The following is a 17,386-nucleotide window of genomic DNA, read 5'->3' on the forward strand; positions in this document are numbered from 1 at the left end:
CCATGAATAATGGGACGGATTACCGCGCCATTCTCGCCGCGGATACCCCGCTTATTGACGTGCGCGCCCCGGTTGAGTTCAGCCAAAGCGCGCTCCCCGCAGCAGTCAACCTGCCGCTGATGGACGATGAACAACGCGCCGCCGTCGGCACCTGTTACAAACGTCAGGGGGCAGAGGCCGCCCTGGCACTAGGCCATCGCCTGGTGAATGGCGACCTTCGCGCCCGGCGCCTGCAGGCGTGGCGTGAAGCCTGTCTGCGCGCGCCTCAGGGCTATCTTTGCTGCGCCCGCGGCGGCCAGCGCTCGCACATTGTTCAGCAGTGGCTGCGCGAATCGGGCATCGATTACCCGCTGATTGTCGGCGGCTATAAGGCGCTGCGCCAGGCGGCCATCCAGCTGACGCAGGAGCTGGTTCAGCGCCCAATAGTGCTGATCGGCGGCTGCACCGGCAACGGAAAAACCCAGCTGGTTGCCGCGCGGCCTGACGGAATCGACCTCGAAGGGCTCGCCCACCATCGCGGCTCCTCCTTCGGACGCACGCTGCGCGAGCAGCACGCACAGGCGACGTTTGAAAACCATCTCGCGGTGGCCATGCTGAAAAAAGCGGCCAGCCAGCACCGCTGGGTGCTGGAAGATGAAGGGCATATGATAGGCGCCAACCATCTGCCGGAATGCCTGCGCGATCGCATGGCGCAGTCGCCGCTGGCGGTGGTGGAGGATCCGTTTGACGTCCGCCTGGCGAGGCTGCGGGAGGAGTATTTTGACCGGATGCACCGCGACTTTATGGCCGCGTACGGTGAAGAGCAGGGTTGGCAGGAGTACAGCGCCTATCTGCACCACGGCCTGTTTGCTATCCGCCGTCGCCTGGGACTCCAGCGTTTTGCTCAGCTCACCGCCCTGCTCGATGACGCGCTGGTGGAACAGCTGCGTACGGCGAGCACCGACGCGCATTTTGCGTGGCTCGTTCCGCTATTGAAAGAGTACTACGACCCAATGTATCGCTATCAGTTGGGTAAAAAAGCGGAGAAGATTATTTTTCGCGGAACCTGGCAGGACGTTGCCTCCTGGCTGGCGCGGTAGCCCGCGTAAACGCAGCGCAAGCCGGGATTTTCGGCATCGCGCTGCGCGGGAGGTCGCGGTTTAGAAATCGTAGCGCAGACGCACCAGGTTCATATCGCCCAGGTTATCGGTGCTCGACGTAAAGACGTGTTCGTAGTCAACGCGGAAGCCATAATCGAGCTGGAAGCTGATCCCGAGGCCGTTATCAATACGCTGATAGTTACGCCCGTTCACGTATTGCAGGCGGTCGCCCATAAAGTACGGCTGAACGGATTTGAGCGCGTACTGGCCAACCGGGATTTTATACCCCGCGAAGTACTCAATACCCCAGGCATCGCCGGCGAAGTAGTTATTCACGTCGGCTTTTTTGGTGGTCAGGAAGTTCTGATACCAGCCGCCGCCGAAGGAGAAGGTCCAGTTATCCGGCGTCCAGCTTAGGGCGGTACCGAGGATATTCTGGTTATAGGTTTTGTTCTCAGCGCTCGACGGATCGCGCATTTCGGCACGCGTATAGTTCCACGCCGTACCCCAGGTCAGGTCCTTCATGATGTGGTAGTCCACGCCAACGGAGCCCCCGCCTTTACGCTTATAGCGCAGACCATTCCCCGGCAAATACTCATTATCTTCAAACAGATAAGAAGCATACAGATCGACGTCACCGGCCGATTTTTTATACTTGAGCATATTGCGCGAGCGGTAAGAACCGTCGTAATCGCCGTTGATACCGTTACCCGGCGCCTGGGCAACCATGTCGTAATCCCAGATATCGGTTTTGGCGCCCACTACATCGTAATAAATACTGTTTTGCTGACCGTAGGTTAACGTCCCCCAGGTATCGCTCTTCAGCCCGGTATAGAGCATACGACGGGAGGTGTTATTGGCGCCTTCCGCATAGTGATTATCCCAGTCGAACAGCGCCGGAATATTGACCCCCAGTTCGTAATAACTGATCCAGCTAATATCGTCGAACAGATAATAATCAGCGGCGAAGCGGAAACGGGTGCCGCCGTCGAAGCCGTTACGTTTATAGGAGCCTTTGTCACCATCGCCGGACATCATGTTGAACTGCGGACGAATGCTCCCGCCGACGGTGAAGTTCAGACGGCTTAACGGATCGCCGGCCTGCGGATCTTGTTTCAGCAGCGTTATCTCGGCCTGGGAAGCAAAAGAAGTGACTGCCAGCGCTGCGCCGATCGTTATCGCCAGCGCTTTTATTTTATGTGCCATGCTTTTTCCTTGAGTAATAAGCAACCTTATATTTGCAAGGTGAATATTAACCGTGATTACCAACTCCGTGTTGTCGCTTTTTTACGCTTTCGTGCTCTTAAAAATCAGTGACTTACCATTTTGTGCCGTTAACGAAAAGCCGCCGCGAATGTCATTCAACCGTCATTAACCTGCGCTATCTCCCCGCGCCCGCAGAGGCTCGCTTTGCCGTCGCCGAGCGATTGTGGGTATAGTTGCCGATGCACGGCGCTCCCGGGGAGTACCGCTCTGCCGACGGCGCACGCAAACCCTACGTCGAGTCCATGGAGGAGTTATGTCGAATAAACTGCTGCAGCTTCACTTTGCCTTTAACGGCCCGTTTGGCAGCGAGATGTCCCGTCAGCTGGTGGAGCTTGCCGAGTCCATCAACCAGGAGCCGGGTTTTATCTGGAAGATTTGGACCGAAAGCGAAAAAAACTACGAGGCGGGAGGCATCTATCTTTTTGCGGATGAGGAGACGGCGCTCGCCTATCTCACGAAGCATACCGCGCGCCTGAAATCGCTGGGCGTCGAAAGCGTGGAGTACAAACTTTTTGATATTAATGAACCGCTGACCGCGCTGAACCACGGCCACGCCCGCTAGCCGGGCGCCAGGCTTATACGCAACGCAGTAAAAAGCCCGGGGCGCTGATACTCCACCCCGGGCCTACAGACGATCCGCCCGCTGAACTACTGGCTAAACTGGCGGAACAGCGCCTTACCTTTTAACAAACGCAGCCCCAGCCAGCCGCCGCACAGGGAGAGCAGCAGCGCCCCGCAGAGCGGCAGCATCACCCACAGCCGCCAGTCCGGCGACCACGGGAAATCAAAGACTTTGGTTTGCAGCATCGCCAGCGCCACCTCAGCCCCTATCGCCGCCACAATCCCGGAAACCACCCCCAGCAGGGCAAACTCCGCCCACAGCGTGGTACGCAGCAGCGATTTTCCGGCCCCCAGCGTGCGCCAGACCACCAGCTCCTGATAGCGCTGGCGCATCCCGACCTGAACCTGCGCCAGCAGCAGTAAAATACCGCAGGCGGTCACCAGCACCACCATCACTTCCAGCGCGCGGCTGACCTGCGTCAGAACCTGACCCACCTGACGCAGAATGGCGCCAATATCCAGCAGGCTGACGGTCGGGAATTCGCGGTTCAGCTGCGTCAACATGCCGCTGCCGTTATCCCAGCGGAAGCTGGTCAGCCAGCTCTGCGGCTGTCCGGCGAGCGCGTTCGGCGGGAAGATAAAGAAGAAGTTAGGCCGCAGGCTCTCCCAGTCAACTTTACGCACGCTGGTGACCTTAGCGCTGAAGTCCTGGGTATCGCCGGTAAAGGTGACGCTATCGCCGAGCTTAACCCCCAGCCGCTGCGCCAGCCCCTCTTCGATCGACACCTCACCGGCTTTTGGCGGCCAGCTGCCGGCCACCAGCGGATTATGATCCGGCCGGTCGTTGCTCCAGGTCAGGTTGAGCTCGCGATTCAGCGCTTCGTCCTTATTGCCCTCCGTCGCCTGACCGTTAATCTGCGTCAGGCGCGCGCGGACGATGGGGTAAAACTCCGTCGCCGCCGTCTGGTGCCCGGCAAGAAAAGCTTTGACCGGCGCGACCTGATCCGGGGCAATATTAATCAGGAAGTAGTTGGGGCTTTCCGGCGGTAGCTGCTGCTGCCAGCGATCCAGCAGATCGCCGCGCAGCACCAGCAGCAGAGCGAGCAGCATAAACGACAGCGAGAACGCCGCCAGTTGGCTAAGCGTCGACCACGGCTGGCGCAGCAGCCGGTTGACCGCGAGGCGCAGCGGCAGCGCCTTCAGCGTCACGCGCTTCAGCAGCCACAGTAGCCCCCATCCCAGCAGGCCGCACAGCAGCGCCAACACCACCGCGCCGGCGAGAACCGCCCACAGCAGCGGGCTGCCGCCCATCAGCCAGGCCAGCAGAATTACCACCACCGCGCAGACCAGCGGAATATAGACCTTCAGCGGCCAGACGTTAGCCACCACGTCCTGACGCAGCACCCGCAGCGGCAGCGTCGCCAGCAGCAGCCGATAGGGACGCAGGCCCACCAGCAGCGAAATCACCACCATCGCGCCAATCGCCCACAGCCACGGCCAGAGGCTGGCGGCCGGCAGCGCACCCGGGAGAACCGGTTTCAGCATCACCAGCAGGACTTTCTCCAGCCCCATCCCCATCGCGCCGCCGGTAATGACCGCCAGCGCCAGCAGCAGTAGCCACTGCCCGACGATCAGCTTGCGCAGCTGCGCCCGCCCGGCGCCGAGGGTTTTAAGGATCGCCACCAGATCGTAACGGCTGCGGCAGTAGTGGCTCATGGCCACCGCTACCGCAGCCACCGCCAGCAGGAGGGTGAGCAGCGCCGAGAGCAGCAGGAACTGCTGCGAGCGTTCGAGGGATTTACCCAGCGCGCTGTCATCCTGCTCCAGGCCAATCCAGCGGTGTTCCGTCCCCAGCTTTGGCAGCAGCCACTGCTCATACTCCGCCAGCTGCGGCGCGGTTCCGGCAAACTTATAGCGCCAGGAGACGCGGCTGCCGGGCTGCACCGCCCCGGTCTTTGCCACATCGGCGGTATTCATCATCAGCCGCGGCGCCATCTGGAAAGGATTGAACCCGGCGTCCGGCTCCTGAATCACCTCCCCGGCAATGCGCAGCGTGGCGTCACCGACGTCGATGGTATCGCCGGTTTTTAAATTCAGCAGCGCCATTAGCCGCGGAGCCAGCAGCACGCTGCCCGCCTGCGGTTTTAAGCCCGGCGGCTGGGTTTCCAGGCGCCCGTAAAGAGGATAGGTATCATCAACCGCCTTGACGTCGGCCAGCTGCGGCGTATCGCCGGCGAAGGTCATGGTGGCGAAGCTGAGCTGTTCGCCAACCGTTAATCCCAGCCGGCGCGCCTGCGCGAGCCAGTCGGCGGGCACCTCACGCGAGCTGCGCAGCGTCCGGTCTCCGGCCATAAACTCACGGCTCTGCTGGCTGAGCCCCTTTTCCATGCGATCGCTTATCGACCCCAGCGCCAGCACGCAGGCCACCGCCAGGCTCAGCGCCAGCCAGACGATCAGCAGCGACGGCGATCGCCATTCGCGCCAGAACCAGCGGGCAATCATGCTTCCTCCCGCAGCTGACCATCAACCAGCCGCAGCCGCCGGTCGCAGCGCGCCGCCAGCAGCGGATCGTGCGTCACCAGGATAAGCGTCGTCCCGTGTTCGCGATTGAGCGAAAACAGCAGGTCGGCAATTTTATCTCCGGTTTGCCGATCGAGGTTGCCGGTCGGCTCATCGGCAAACAGCAGCTCCGGGCGCCCGTTGAAGGCGCGGGCCAGCGCCACCCGCTGCTGCTCGCCGCCGGAAAGCTGCGCCGGCAGATGGTTCAGGCGCTTGCCCAGCCCCAGCTGCTCCAGCAGCGCTCTGGCGCTGCCCCGGCTTTGGCTGTCGCTCTCGCCGCGCAGCAGCGCCGGAAGCTCGACGTTCTCCAGCGCGTTCAGGGTCGGGATCAGCATAAAGGACTGAAAGACAAAGCCGATGTGCTTCGCACGCAGCTGCGCCCTCGCCTCTTCGTCCATACGGTGCAGCGGCTGCCCAAGCAGAGAGACCTCCCCGCCGCTGCCGTCGTCCAGTCCGGCAAGGATCGCCAGCAGCGTGGATTTGCCGGAACCCGACTCGCCGATCAGGGCGATGGTCTGCGCCGGTTTGACAACCAGCTCAACTCCGGTAAGGATGGAAAGCTGATGCTCTCCCTGACCGACGGACTTCTTAAGATGATGAACTTCAAGTATGTTTTCCGCTGGCATTTGCCTTTCCTGTTTCTGGTCCTGTTTACCTGCCGCGCGATGGCGGCGGACACGCTGTTAGTTCTCGGCGATAGCCTGAGCGCCGGCTATCGTATGGCGGCCAACGCCGCGTGGCCTGCGCTACTTAACGATAAGTGGCAGGCAAAAACGCCGGTGGTTAACGCCAGCATCAGCGGCGACACGTCGCAGCAGGGGCTGGCGCGTCTGCCGGCGCTGCTTAAGCAGCATCAGCCGCGCTGGGTGCTGGTCGAGCTCGGCGGTAATGACGGACTGCGCGGCTTCCCGCCTCAGCAAACGGAGCAGACGCTGCGCACCGTTTTGCAGGATATCAAAGCGGCAAACGCCCAGCCGCTGCTGATGCAAATTCGCCTGCCCGCCAACTACGGGCGTCGTTATAATGAAGCCTTTAGCGCAATGTATCCCGCACTGGCCAAAGAGTTTGATATTCCTCTGTTACCCTTTTTTATGGAAGAGGTCTACCTGAAGCCACAGTGGATGCAGGATGATGGAATCCACCCCAACCGCGACGCCCAGCCGTTTATTGCCGACTGGATGGCGACGCGACTGGCTCCCTTAGTTAATCATGACTCCTGATCCACAGGGGTTGTTTGCAGGTAAAGTTATGCAAAAAACGGTTTTAGTTACAGGATGTTCCAGCGGTATTGGCCTTGAAAGCGCGCTCGATCTGAAACGTCAGGGCTTTAACGTTCTGGCGGCCTGCCGCAAGGCCGAGGACGTGGCGCGGATGCAGGAACTCGGACTGACCGGTATTTTGCTGGATCTCGACGATCCGCTGAGCGTGGAGCGCGCGGCGGCAGAGGTTATCGCTCTGACCGATAACCGCCTGTACGGCCTGTTTAATAACGCCGGCTACGGCGTGTATGGCCCGCTTATCACCATCAGCCGCCGGCAGATGGAGCAGCAGTTTAGCGCCAACTTTTTTGGCGCCCATCAGCTCACCATGCTGCTGCTTCCGGCAATGGAGCCGCACGGCGAGGGCCGCATCGTGATGACCTCCTCGGTGATGGGGATCATCTCCAGCCCCGGGCGCGGCGCCTATGCCGCCAGCAAGTACGCGCTGGAGGCCTGGTCCGACGCCCTGCGCATGGAGCTGCGCTATAGCGGCATTAAGGTCAGCCTGATTGAGCCGGGGCCGATTCGCACCCGCTTTACGACCAACGTCAACCAAACCCAGAGCGATAAGCCGGTGGAAAACCCCGGCATCGCCGCGCGCTTTACCCTCGGGCCGGAGGCGGTGGTGGAAAAAGTGCGCCATGCTTTCGTTAGCGATAAACCGAAGCTGCGCTATCCGGTGACCCTGGTCACGCACGCGGTGGCCCTGCTCAAACGCCTGTTGCCCACGCGGATGATGGACAAAATTATCCAGGGCTGAGTTGAAGCTCCGGCCGTCGCCCCCATGTATACAAAAAATTGATTAAAGAGATGCGCTTATGTCAGTACAGAATATTATCAACATTACCGAAGCTAACCTGCACCAGACGCTGGAACAATCCGTTACCGCGCCGGTGCTGTTTTATTTCTGGTCCGCGCGCAGCCAGCACTGCGAGCAGCTGACGCCGGTTCTGGAAAGCCTGGCGGCGCAGTACAACGGTCAGTTTATCCTGGCGAAAGTGGACTGCGACGCCGAGCAGATGCTGGCTTCACAGTTCGGCCTGCGCTCGATCCCAACGGTTTATCTGTTCCAGAACGGTCAGCCGGTGGACGGCTTTGAAGGCCCGCAGCCTGAGTCCGCCGTGCGCGCGCTGCTTGATAAGGTGCTGCCGCGCGAAGAAGAGCTAAAGGCCCAGCAGGCGCTGGCGCTGATGCAGGAAGAGAAGTACGCCGAAGCCCTGCCGCTGCTGAAAGAGGCGTGGCAGCTCTCCGCGCAGGATAGCCAAATTGGCCTGCTGCTGGCGGAAACCCTGATCGCCCTGCAGCGCTCCGACGAGGCCGAAGCGGTGCTGAAAACCGTTCCGCTGCAGGATCAGGATACCCGTTTCCAGGGGCTGGTGGCGCAGATTGAACTGCTCAAGCAGGCGGCCGATACCCCGGAAATCCAGCTGCTCCAGCAGCAGGTTGAGCAAAACCCGCAGGACGCAGCGCTGGCGGCCCAGCTGGCCCTGCAGCTGCATCAGGTTGGCCGCAACGAAGAGGCGCTGGCGCTGCTGTTCAGCCATCTGCAGAAAGATTTAGACGCCGGCGACGGCCAGGTGCGCAAGATGCTGCAGGAAATTCTGGCCGCCCTCGGCACCGGCGATGCGCTGGCCGCGAAATATCGCCGTCAGCTCTACTCTCTGCTGTATTGATCGTTTCGCCACAAAACCCTCCCCGGCGGCGCTGCGCCGACCGGGGAATGCGGCTAAGCGCTCTTTTTCAGCTGCGTCACCACCAGCTGGTGGCGCGGGTTAAAGAATTTCCGGTAGGTCAGATAGCCGGCGATGATGGTGGAGAGACTGGCGGTCGATAGCAGCATAAACGTGACCATTATCTGATACTTAATCGCTTTAACCGGATCTATCCCGGCAAAAATCAGCCCCGACATCATCCCCGGTAGACTCACCAGCCCCACCGTTTTCGCCGAATCAATGGTCGGAATAAGCGCGGCGCGAATGCTCTCGCGAATTAATCCGGCAGAGGCCATTTTCGGCGTCGCGCCGAGGCTCAGCTTCTCCTGAATCTGCTGCTGTTCGCTGCTGAAGCGCTGGCCCATATTGTTGTAGCACAGCCCCACCGCCACCATCGCGTTGCCGGCGACCATGCCGGCAATCGGGATCACCTGCATCGGCACGAAAGAGATCGAGCCGGAGAAGACCAGCACCGCCAGGGTCAGCCCCGCACCGGTAGTAATGGCGATAAACGATGAGATGAAGGCCTTATCGATATATTTGCTGCGCTTTTGCGCGTTCCACGCCGCGTTAAAACAGATAAACAGCACCATAAGCAGCGTCAGCAGGACGTGATTGACGTTGAAGATATATTTCAGCACGTAGCCGACGATAATCAGCTGCACCACCGCCCGGCAAATGCTCCAGACGATATCTTTCTCCAGCGCCAGCTTTTCGCGATAGCTCACCACGATGGCCACCAGCACCAGCACCATCGACAGGGCCAGCGATTCGTTCGTGATATTATGCCCGTTCATTGATAACCTCCTGTCCCTCTGCGCTCGCCGGCTGCAGCGTAATCACTTCATCAGCGTGGTCTATTTCATTCCGGTCATGCGTCACCCACAGCACCGCAATATTCTTTTCCGTCGTATAGCGATGAATAATATCGTTGACGTTGCGCTTATTGCTCTCATCCAGGGCGCTGGTAATTTCATCGAGCAGCAGCACCTGAGGCAAAAACTGCAAATTGCGGATCAGCGAAACGCGCTGCTTTTCTCCGCCCGAAAGTTCGTTGATCGCTTTGCCCAACGTATTTTCCGCCAGCCCGAAGCGGCGTAAATCGGCAATCAGCGCCTGCGGGTCCGGCTGCTGGTTGCGAATTTGCCACGGGAAGATGAGGTTGTCATAAACCGAGTCGCCGAACAGCGCCGGGGTTTGTGCACAGTATGAGACCTGCTGGCGGTATGTTTCCGGCGATAGCGTATTGATATCCTTACCGGAATAAAAAATCTGCCCGCTGGTCGGGCTGAGCAGCGAGGCGATAATTTTTAGCAGCGTACTTTTACCGCAGCCGGAGGGTCCGGTAATTAGCTTAAATTCCCCGGCGCCCAGCTCGAGATTAATATTATGCAAAATGACCGACTTATCGATCTGAAAGCCAACGCCGTCAAGGCGCAAGATAGCGTTATTTTCCTTCATTATCGTTCCATATATTTCCCAAAACCCGACTAGTTTACTCCACTTTTCTTTCGCCAGGATGAGGAGAAAGATATACTCGATTTAAACATGCGTCATTTTGCTGACGCCTGGCAGGCAATTAAACAGGAGGTTTTTTGATGCTAATTTTTATCCCCGTTCTCATTTTCGTCGCCCTGGTTATCGTGATAGCCGGAGTGAAAATTGTCCCGCAGGGTTACCAGTGGACGGTCGAGCGCTTTGGCCGCTATACCATGACCCTCCAGCCGGGCCTGAGCCTGGTGGTGCCGTTTATGGACCGCATCGGGCGGAAAATTAATATGATGGAGCAGGTGCTGGACATCCCCTCGCAGGAGGTTATTTCACGCGATAACGCCAACGTCACCATCGATGCGGTGTGCTTTATTCAGGTTATTGATGCGCCGAAAGCGGCCTATGAGGTCAGCAACCTCGAGCTGGCGATCATCAACCTGACGATGACCAACATTCGTACCGTGCTCGGCTCAATGGAACTTGACGAAATGCTCTCCCAGCGTGACAGCATCAACACCCGCCTGCTGCATATCGTCGATGAGGCTACTAACCCGTGGGGGATCAAAATCACCCGCGTGGAAATTCGCGACGTGCGCCCGCCGGCGGAGCTTATCTCCTCGATGAACGCGCAGATGAAGGCCGAGCGTACCAAGCGCGCCTATATTCTGGAGGCCGAAGGGATACGTCAGGCGGAAATCCTCAAAGCCGAAGGCGAAAAGCAGTCGCAAATTCTGAAAGCCGAAGGCGAGCGCCAGTCGGCGTTCCTGCAGGCAGAAGCGCGTGAACGTTCAGCGGAAGCGGAGGCTCGCGCCACCCAAATGGTCTCTTCCGCTATTGCCTCCGGGGATATTCAGGCGATTAACTACTTCGTCGCGCAGAAATATACCGACGCGCTGCAGCAGATCGGCGCAGCAAATAACAGCAAAGTTGTGCTGATGCCGCTCGACGCGACCAGCCTGATGGGCTCCATCGCCGGGATTAGCGAACTGCTTAAAGAAGGCGCCGGCGAACGGAAAAAACTATGATTGCGATGATACTGGTCCATCCGCATCTCTTCTGGCTCAGCCTCGGCGGGCTGCTGCTGGCGGCGGAGATGCTCGGCGGCAACGGCTATCTGCTGTGGAGCGGGGTTGCTGGCGTTATCACCGGCGTCCTGACCTGGATGCTGCCGCTGGGCTGGGAGTGGCAGGGCACGCTGTTTGCCGCGCTGACCCTGCTGGCGGCCTGGCTCTGGTCGCGCTGGCTGCGCGGCCAGGTGAAGCGGCAGAAGCCGGCCGACGCCAGGCTTAACCAGCGCGGGAATCAGCTGATCGGGCGCATCTTCTCGCTGGAGACAGCGCTGGTTAACGGCCGCGGCCACGTGCGCGTTGGCGATAGCTCATGGCCGGTGGTCGCCGACGAGGACCTCGAAGCAGGCAGTCGTGTAGAGGTGCTCTCCGTTGAGGGCATCACGCTGCGGATCAGGCTCGCCCCTCCCCAGCGCTAACTCTGGGCCTTGCGATGACAGCAGCCGGAGAGATTGTCGATAATCGGGCAGTCCGCGCCGTCATCGCCGGGACAGGACTCCGCCAGCGCCAGCAGGTGGCTGCGCATGCTCTGCAGCTCGCTGATATGACGTTCGATATCAGCGACTTTATCCAGCGTTCTGCGTTTGACGTCGGCGCTATGCCGCGACGGATCGTTAAACAGGCCGACCAGCTCGCGGCACTCCTCCAGATTAAAGCCAACCTGCCGCGCCTGGCGCAGCAGGGTCAGCTCGTCCAGATGCCGCTGGCTGTAGCTGCGGTAGCCGTTTTCACTGCGCAGCGGCGGCGTCACCAGCCCCTTCTCTTCGTAGAAGCGGATCGCTTTACTGGTTAAGCCGGTTTTTTTTGCCACATCGCTGATATTCATCGCCTCTGCACCTCATCGCTTCTCGCACAGCCCCTATTGTAGGACCATTCGCACAATAACCAACCCTGTGCGCAGGGAAAAAAATATAAGCCATATTTTTTATCAGGTTAAGCGCGTCGGCGGCAGCGGCACGGGCGCAAAGGTGCTTGAATTGGCGCTAGCTGCAAACCAGCGGCCTGGATTATGCCATCCTGCGCGCGGCGCTCAATAATCAGATCTACAGCCTGATTGACCCGGACCTGAAGCCGGCGTAATCCCCTCGCGGCGCGGCTCGTCCTCACCGTAAAGACGGAATGGAGTTTTGCGTGCTTAAGGATTCACTTTCTTCCGTCGACGTTCGGACGGGCCTTTCGCTGGTGCTGGCCTCGCTGGTGCCGCTTGGCGCAGCCTTGGCGCGCTAAATATCAGCTTCAGCACGCTGTTTGACAAAGAGTACCGCGATATCTGGCTGAACATTCGCCTTCCCCCCATTCTGCTGGCGCGCCTGCTGGTGCAGCTCTGGAAGCCGATCCCGTCGCCCAAATGGCTGTTTCTGGATGAGCCCACTTCCGCACTCGATATTCACCACCAGCAGCATCTTTTCCGCCTGGTGCGCGAGCGGCAGTTCAACATGTGCTGCGTCCTGCACGATCTTAATCTCGCAGCCCGCTATGCCGACCGCGTGGTGCTGATGGTTAAGGGGCCCGTCGTCGATAGCGGCAGCCCGCAGGCAGTTATGCAGCAGCGGGCGCTGAAAGACCTCTACGGCGCGGATATCACGGTAATTAAAGAGTCTGAAAATCAAACGCCGCTTATCGTTCTTGACCATTAAGCAAAGGGGGATTCCGGCGGTGGAACTCCCCTTCTTGTCCTCAGTTTTCCCTTTTATAAAAATGCGCTTCCCTTTGCTGGAATCTCAAATGAATCACAATAAATTAAAAAACAAAAAGTTCCCAAATGAAAGCTCATGGGATATCCCAGCGCTGAAATTGCTCTTCACCGTCATGATGATTTAGTATTTAATTGTAATAGTTCATTCATCGATACAATGTATAAAACAATACCCAATATCATTCCCATTAATTAATCGGTGATAATCCCGAGAAAAACAAAACATTACGGATAGTTTGAAACAGGGATTAAGAGTTTCAACTAAAAAAAGCCAAAAAATCACATATTAACCATTTACTCTCCCTGCTCAATATATATACTCCTTGCAGGATTTTACAAAACCATAAGGGAGAAAGGACATGTCCATTCCAGGTAATATGTGGCTCTATGATGATGGTGGTGCATTAATCAAAGGCGGTTGTGATGTCATGAAAAGGGAATCCAGCATCGAGTTTAAAGGGTTTCACCACAACCTCTCAATTCCTACTGACAATGCCACAGGAAAACCTACCGGCACCCGTCAACACTCACCGATGATCATCGTAAAAGAGTTCGACTACTCAAGCCCATACCTATATAAAGCTGTTGCCACAGGTCAGAACCTCAAATCCGCTGAGATAAAATGGTATAAAATCGACAATGCTGGTCAGGAAGTAGAATATTTCAACATGTTACTCGAAGGCGTAAGGATCGTATCCATATCCCCGACGATGGCATCTCCAGAAGATAAAAATAATAATCACCTGGAATCTATTGAGTTACGATATGAAAAGATAACCTGGAAGCATTGTGATGGAAACATAATATTCACGGATTCCTGGAACGAACGGCAGACGGCATAATAGGTGATAGAATGGATACTACAGAAGAACTGGACGGAACCTATTTCTACCACGGACAAGCTAACCTGTCGCCAGGTGAACTTTTCGATGTTATTTTCCTCGAACAATTCTGTGATGAACTGGGGATCGCCATTGAGTCAGGTGCCGCTATTCTTGCTGGTCAACCGTGGTTAAAAACCAGGACTAAACCCGGAGAAGCGATAAAAGGCACGAGTGTTGTTTCCAGATACGGGAGAATAATTTTGAGAAATGCTCGAACGCCATTTGGCATCAGAGTTCCTACACCCGTCGGCGTGAGAATGCGTAAAACAAATAACCTTGCTGCGGTTATCGCTCGCTATATTCCCTGGTTAGGTTGGATAGGCCTTGTAAATTCAATTTACCAAACAGCAAGAAAAACTCAGGACAAATACAACCTCATAGCCCGCCCGCAGCATCGTATACGCTGGAAATCCTTTTGATGGATCCCATATCGGAAGAGGTGCTGGCGCTTTTCAGGAAAGAGATACCAGGAAACTTAGACGGCTGCTGGAACGAGATTCCTGTGGAACTCGACGATGATTTGTTTGATGCTCCCGGCGACGACCTGCACGACGCTTTGGATAAATTTGAGGCGCGGTTTAATGTCGATCTATCTGCTGTCAAATGGTCATCCTATTTTCCATGGGAAAACACGCCGCGGCTAACGCGGTGGTTTAAGGCTAAGCGCGAGGACGTGGAGAGAACCCGCAGGCCTTTAACCATAAGAATGTTTGCCGAATCAGCCAAAGCGGGTAAATGGCTGTACGACTGAATAATACATTACTGCAAATAACGCCCCGTGCGCGGAGAGTCAATCACGCCAGCTGGCTCAGAATATCTGGAATTCCACTTTAGATGTCCTTACGTGCCGACCCATTCGCCAGGCACATTGTGTGACTGTCACTCCAGCATCCGTTTTAGCGGAGCAATACCCGCAATATTAAGCACAAAAAAATAGAATCAACGCCGTAACGACTCACGATTAAAACAGAAAAATCGACGTCGATGTTAACGTTGTACTCGAAAACAGAATGACCTGAACTGAAGTCTACGACCGTTTTTCGGCGATCGGGTATTCAGGCGCTGTCGCTCCGGAACACGGACATCATCCTAAACGATAAAACGCCTTGACCTTCCCCTTGCTGGAAGGTTTAACCTTTATCACAGTCAGCTCATCCACGTAATAAAGGAGTTTGTTATGTCACAAACCATCGACCTGACGCTCGATGGCCTCACCTGCGGCCACTGCGTCAAACGCGTAAAAGAGAGCCTGGAGCAGCGTCCTGACGTTGAGCTGGCGGAGGTCACCACGACCGAAGCCCACGTCACCGGTAGCGCCAGCGCTGAAGCGCTCATCGACACGATTCAGAAAGCCGGATACGGTGCGGAGCTCAGCCACCCAAAGGCTAAACCGCTGGCGGAATCAACACTCCCGTCGGAAGCACTGACAGCGGCCTCTCCTGCGCTTCCGGCAGCCCATGATACCGATGACAGTCAACAGCTGCTGATCAACGGCATGAGCTGCGCCAGCTGCGTTTCCCGGGTACAGAAGGCGCTTGCCGCGGTACCGGGCGTCGCACAGGCGCGGGTAAACCTGGCGGAACGCACTGCGCTGGTCATGGGCAGCGCGTCCGCCGCAGAATTAGTGCAGGCGGTGGAGAAAGCAGGCTACGGTGCCGAGGCTATCGAAGATGACCTGGAGCGCCGCGAACGCCAGCAGGAAACCGCCATCGCCACCATGAAACGCTTCCGCTGGCAGGCGATCGTCGCCCTGCTGGTGGGCGTTCCGGTGATGGTGTGGGGAATGTTCGGTGACAACATGATGGTCACCGACGACAACCGCTCGCTGTGGCTGGCTATCGGGCTTGTCACCCTGGCGGTGATGGTCTTTGCCGGCGGCCACTTCTATCGCAGCGCCTGGAAAAGCCTGAGAAACGCCACCGCCACTATGGACACACTGGTGGCGCTGGGCACCGGGGTCGCCTGGCTCTACTCAATGAGCGTCAACCTGTGGCCGCAGTGGTTCCCGATGGAAGCCCGCCACCTCTACTATGAAGCCAGCGCCATGATTATCGGCCTGATTAACCTCGGCCATATGCTGGAAGCCCGCGCCCGGCAGCGCTCTTCGCGGGCGCTGGAAAAGCTGCTCGATCTGACGCCGCCGTCGGCACGCGTCGTCACGCCCGAGGGCGAAAAAAGCGTACCGCTGGCCGACGTTATGCCCGGCATGACCCTGCGTCTGACCACCGGCGACCGGGTGCCGGTTGACGGCATCATCTCGCAGGGCGAGGCCTGGATGGATGAAGCCATGCTCACCGGCGAACCGATCCCGCAGCAAAAAGGCGGCGGAGATCCCCTGCACGCCGGTACGGTTGTGCAGGATGGCAGCGTCCTGTTTACCGCCAGCGCCGTGGGGAGTCAGACCACGCTGGCGCGTATTATCCGCATGGTGCGCCAGGCGCAGAGCAGTAAGCCCGAAATCGGCCAGCTGGCGGATAAAATTTCCGCCGTCTTCGTCCCGACGGTGGTGGTCATTGCGCTGTTCAGCGCGGCAATCTGGTACTTCTTCGGTCCGGCGCCGCAAATCGTCTATACCCTGATCATCGCCACCACGGTGCTGATTATCGCCTGTCCCTGCGCTTTGGGCCTGGCCACGCCGATGTCGATTATTTCCGGCGTCGGGCGGGCGGCGGAGTACGGCGTGCTGGTGCGCGATGCCGATGCGCTGCAGCGCGCCAGTCAGCTGGATACCGTCGTATTCGATAAAACCGGGACCCTGACCGAAGGGAAACCGCAGGTTGTAGCGGTGAAAACCTTTACTGCTCTCGACGAGGCGAGCGCTTTACGCCTGGCCGCCGCGCTGGAGCAGGGCTCCAGCCACCCTCTGGCGCGGGCGATCCTCGACAAAGCGGCGGAGAGCACGCTGCCAACGGTCGGCAACTTCCGTACCCTTCGCGGGCTGGGGGTGAGCGGCGAAGCCGACGGCCATCGTCTCCTGCTCGGTAACCAGGCGCTGCTCAACGAGCAGAATATTGCCACCGACGCGGCGGAGAGCGATCTCAACGCTCAGGCTTCCCAGGGCGCCACGCCGGTGCTGCTGGCGGTCGACGGTGAAGTTGCCGCGCTGATCGCCATTCGCGATCCGCTGCGCAGCGACAGCGTGGCGGCGCTGGCCCGCCTGCATCGCCAGGGCTACCGTCTGGTGATGCTCACCGGGGATAACCCGATTACGGCCAACGCCATCGCCAAAGAGGCGGGTATTGATGAGGTGATTGCCGGCGTCCTGCCGGACGGTAAAGCCGATGCCATCAAGCGTCTGCAAAGCCAGGGCCACCAGGTCGCGATGGTCGGCGATGGTATTAACGACGCCCCGGCGCTGGCGCAGGCCGATGTCGGCATTGCGATGGGCGGCGGCAGCGACGTCGCCATTGAAACGGCGGCAATTACCCTGATGCGCCATAGCCTGAACGGCGTCGCCGACGCGCTGGCGATTGCAAAGGCCACGCTGCGTAATATGAAGCAGAACCTGCTGGGCGCCTTTGTCTATAACTCGCTGGGTATTCCGATTGCCGCCGGGATCCTCTGGCCGCTGACCGGCACGCTGCTCAACCCGGTGGTTGCCGGGGCGGCGATGGCGCTCTCTTCCATTACCGTGGTGAGCAACGCCAACCGGCTGCTGCGTTTTAAACCAAAAGAGTAGCCCCTCGCGCGGGTCAGAACCTGACCCCTTCCCGGACAGCGGCATCACGCCCTGTCCGGGCTATCGCACGCCGATCCTCCCGCCCACGCTTGCACCCTCAGGCCGCGCGCGCTAGCATGAGTTCTTCACTTTG

The 17,386-nt window shown here is 58.4% G+C and carries 17 protein-coding genes and 1 pseudogene; 12 read left to right on the plus strand and 6 right to left on the minus strand.

The features are described 5' to 3' along the window. Window positions 1-2 precede the first annotated feature (2 nt). The gene (gene mnmH / locus RTE01_RS07435; RefSeq protein ID WP_134525349.1) at window positions 3-1,079 is read left to right on the plus strand and encodes a tRNA 2-selenouridine(34) synthase MnmH; all 1,077 of its coding nucleotides are present in this window, start codon (window positions 3-5) and stop codon (window positions 1,077-1,079) included. A 60-nt stretch (window positions 1,080-1,139) separates the two neighbouring features. Here the strand turns inward: mnmH and RTE01_RS07440 are convergent, their stop codons facing one another. Further along, window positions 1,140-2,285 carry a porin gene (locus RTE01_RS07440; protein WP_041144390.1) on the minus strand — a complete coding sequence of 382 codons (1,146 nt, stop codon included), beginning with the start codon at window positions 2,283-2,285 and terminating at the stop codon, window positions 1,140-1,142. A gap of 313 nt (window positions 2,286-2,598) precedes the next feature. Here RTE01_RS07440 and RTE01_RS07445 point away from each other — a divergent pair, with 313 nt between their 5' ends. After that, window positions 2,599-2,907 (plus strand): monooxygenase, encoded by a 309-nt coding sequence (locus RTE01_RS07445; protein WP_041144389.1) that lies wholly within the window; start codon window positions 2,599-2,601, stop codon window positions 2,905-2,907. Between the two features lie 86 nt (window positions 2,908-2,993). Here RTE01_RS07445 and ybbP read toward each other — a convergent pair whose 3' ends face one another. Both ybbP and ybbA read right to left on the minus strand, forming a co-directional pair. Next, window positions 2,994-5,408, minus strand: a complete 2,415-nt coding sequence (ybbP, locus tag RTE01_RS07450) for a putative ABC transporter permease subunit YbbP (RefSeq protein ID WP_076944722.1) — start codon at window positions 5,406-5,408, stop codon at window positions 2,994-2,996. Then, on the minus strand, window positions 5,405-6,091 hold the full coding sequence (gene ybbA / locus RTE01_RS07455; RefSeq protein ID WP_041144387.1) for a putative ABC transporter ATP-binding protein YbbA: 687 nt from the start codon (window positions 6,089-6,091) through the stop codon (window positions 5,405-5,407). The genes ybbP and ybbA overlap by 4 nt, the downstream gene beginning before the upstream one ends. Here ybbA and tesA point away from each other — a divergent pair. The 3 genes from tesA to RTE01_RS07470 are packed head-to-tail and all read left to right on the plus strand — an operon-like array spanning window position 6,059 to window position 8,397. Further along, window positions 6,059-6,685, plus strand: a complete 627-nt coding sequence (tesA, locus tag RTE01_RS07460) for a multifunctional acyl-CoA thioesterase I/protease I/lysophospholipase L1 (protein WP_095094542.1) — start codon at window positions 6,059-6,061, stop codon at window positions 6,683-6,685. The genes ybbA and tesA overlap by 33 nt on opposite strands. Beyond that, complete coding sequence (locus tag RTE01_RS07465) at window positions 6,675-7,484, plus strand: SDR family oxidoreductase (protein ID WP_167692103.1); 810 nt, start codon at window positions 6,675-6,677, stop codon at window positions 7,482-7,484. The genes tesA and RTE01_RS07465 overlap by 11 nt, the downstream gene beginning before the upstream one ends. A gap of 58 nt (window positions 7,485-7,542) precedes the next feature. Beyond that, on the plus strand, window positions 7,543-8,397 hold the full coding sequence (locus RTE01_RS07470) for a thioredoxin family protein (RefSeq protein WP_041144384.1): 855 nt from the start codon (window positions 7,543-7,545) through the stop codon (window positions 8,395-8,397). A gap of 53 nt (window positions 8,398-8,450) precedes the next feature. On the opposite strand, the gene fetB is transcribed toward RTE01_RS07470, so the two are convergent. Together fetB and fetA are read right to left on the minus strand one after the other, a co-directional pair. Further along, complete coding sequence (gene fetB, locus RTE01_RS07475) at window positions 8,451-9,233, minus strand: iron efflux ABC transporter permease subunit FetB (protein WP_041144383.1); 783 nt, start codon at window positions 9,231-9,233, stop codon at window positions 8,451-8,453. Next, the gene (gene fetA / locus RTE01_RS07480) at window positions 9,220-9,897 is read right to left on the minus strand and encodes an iron efflux ABC transporter ATP-binding subunit FetA (RefSeq protein ID WP_076944718.1); all 678 of its coding nucleotides are present in this window, start codon (window positions 9,895-9,897) and stop codon (window positions 9,220-9,222) included. The genes fetB and fetA overlap by 14 nt, the downstream gene beginning before the upstream one ends. A 137-nt stretch (window positions 9,898-10,034) precedes the next feature. On the opposite strand from fetA, the gene RTE01_RS07485 reads away from it, so the two are divergent. Next, window positions 10,035-10,952, plus strand: coding sequence for an SPFH domain-containing protein (locus RTE01_RS07485; RefSeq protein ID WP_041144381.1), 918 nt, complete (start codon window positions 10,035-10,037; stop codon window positions 10,950-10,952). After that, complete coding sequence (locus RTE01_RS07490) at window positions 10,949-11,413, plus strand: NfeD family protein (RefSeq protein WP_134525348.1); 465 nt, start codon at window positions 10,949-10,951, stop codon at window positions 11,411-11,413. The genes RTE01_RS07485 and RTE01_RS07490 overlap by 4 nt, the downstream gene beginning before the upstream one ends. On the opposite strand, the gene cueR is transcribed toward RTE01_RS07490, so the two are convergent. Further along, a complete protein-coding gene (gene cueR, locus RTE01_RS07495; protein WP_041144379.1) occupies window positions 11,410-11,820 on the minus strand; it encodes a Cu(I)-responsive transcriptional regulator in 411 nt (136 codons plus the stop codon). The genes RTE01_RS07490 and cueR overlap by 4 nt on opposite strands. A gap of 469 nt (window positions 11,821-12,289) precedes the next feature. On the opposite strand from cueR, the pseudogene hmuV reads away from it, so the two are divergent. The 5 genes and pseudogenes from hmuV to copA all read left to right on the plus strand — a co-directional run. Further along, a pseudogene (gene hmuV / locus RTE01_RS07500) lies at window positions 12,290-12,631 on the plus strand (heme ABC transporter ATP-binding protein); the annotation flags it as partial. A 418-nt stretch (window positions 12,632-13,049) separates the two neighbouring features. Continuing rightward, the gene (locus RTE01_RS07505) at window positions 13,050-13,532 is read left to right on the plus strand and encodes an Hcp family type VI secretion system effector (protein ID WP_041144378.1); all 483 of its coding nucleotides are present in this window, start codon (window positions 13,050-13,052) and stop codon (window positions 13,530-13,532) included. Window positions 13,533-13,543: 11 nt separating this feature from the next. Further along, window positions 13,544-13,993 (plus strand): STM2901 family protein, encoded by a 450-nt coding sequence (locus tag RTE01_RS07510; protein WP_134525347.1) that lies wholly within the window; start codon window positions 13,544-13,546, stop codon window positions 13,991-13,993. Continuing rightward, a complete protein-coding gene (locus RTE01_RS07515) occupies window positions 13,978-14,325 on the plus strand; it encodes a DUF1493 family protein (RefSeq protein WP_134528411.1) in 348 nt (115 codons plus the stop codon). The genes RTE01_RS07510 and RTE01_RS07515 overlap by 16 nt, the downstream gene beginning before the upstream one ends. Before the next feature lie 426 nt (window positions 14,326-14,751). Continuing rightward, window positions 14,752-17,253: a copper-exporting P-type ATPase CopA gene (copA, locus tag RTE01_RS07520; protein ID WP_041144375.1), complete on the plus strand. Its 2,502-nt coding sequence runs from the start codon at window positions 14,752-14,754 to the stop codon at window positions 17,251-17,253. The last annotated feature ends 133 nt before the right edge of the window (window positions 17,254-17,386 follow it).

This window comes from Klebsiella terrigena (assembly GCF_006539725.1).
In the GTDB taxonomy this organism is placed as follows: Bacteria; Pseudomonadota; Gammaproteobacteria; order Enterobacterales; family Enterobacteriaceae; genus Klebsiella; species Klebsiella terrigena.

Bases quoted from the DNA above. Each gene is read 5' to 3' on its own strand.
- mnmH (WP_134525349.1), top strand. From the start codon at position 3: ATGAATAATGGGACGGATTACCGCGCCATTCTCGCCGCGGATACCCCG.
- RTE01_RS07440 (WP_041144390.1), bottom strand. From the start codon at position 2,285: ATGGCACATAAAATAAAAGCGCTGGCGATAACGATCGGCGCAGCGCTG.
- RTE01_RS07445 (WP_041144389.1), top strand. From the start codon at position 2,599: ATGTCGAATAAACTGCTGCAGCTTCACTTTGCCTTTAACGGCCCGTTT.
- ybbP (WP_076944722.1), bottom strand. From the start codon at position 5,408: ATGATTGCCCGCTGGTTCTGGCGCGAATGGCGATCGCCGTCGCTGCTG.
- tesA (WP_095094542.1), top strand. From the start codon at position 6,059: ATGATGAACTTCAAGTATGTTTTCCGCTGGCATTTGCCTTTCCTGTTT.
- ybbA (WP_041144387.1), bottom strand. From the start codon at position 6,091: ATGCCAGCGGAAAACATACTTGAAGTTCATCATCTTAAGAAGTCCGTC.
- RTE01_RS07465 (WP_167692103.1), top strand. From the start codon at position 6,675: ATGACTCCTGATCCACAGGGGTTGTTTGCAGGTAAAGTTATGCAAAAA.
- RTE01_RS07470 (WP_041144384.1), top strand. From the start codon at position 7,543: ATGTCAGTACAGAATATTATCAACATTACCGAAGCTAACCTGCACCAG.
- fetB (WP_041144383.1), bottom strand. From the start codon at position 9,233: ATGAACGGGCATAATATCACGAACGAATCGCTGGCCCTGTCGATGGTG.
- fetA (WP_076944718.1), bottom strand. From the start codon at position 9,897: ATGAAGGAAAATAACGCTATCTTGCGCCTTGACGGCGTTGGCTTTCAG.
- RTE01_RS07485 (WP_041144381.1), top strand. From the start codon at position 10,035: ATGCTAATTTTTATCCCCGTTCTCATTTTCGTCGCCCTGGTTATCGTG.
- RTE01_RS07490 (WP_134525348.1), top strand. From the start codon at position 10,949: ATGATTGCGATGATACTGGTCCATCCGCATCTCTTCTGGCTCAGCCTC.
- cueR (WP_041144379.1), bottom strand. From the start codon at position 11,820: ATGAATATCAGCGATGTGGCAAAAAAAACCGGCTTAACCAGTAAAGCG.
- RTE01_RS07505 (WP_041144378.1), top strand. From the start codon at position 13,050: ATGTCCATTCCAGGTAATATGTGGCTCTATGATGATGGTGGTGCATTA.
- RTE01_RS07510 (WP_134525347.1), top strand. From the start codon at position 13,544: ATGGATACTACAGAAGAACTGGACGGAACCTATTTCTACCACGGACAA.
- copA (WP_041144375.1), top strand. From the start codon at position 14,752: ATGTCACAAACCATCGACCTGACGCTCGATGGCCTCACCTGCGGCCAC.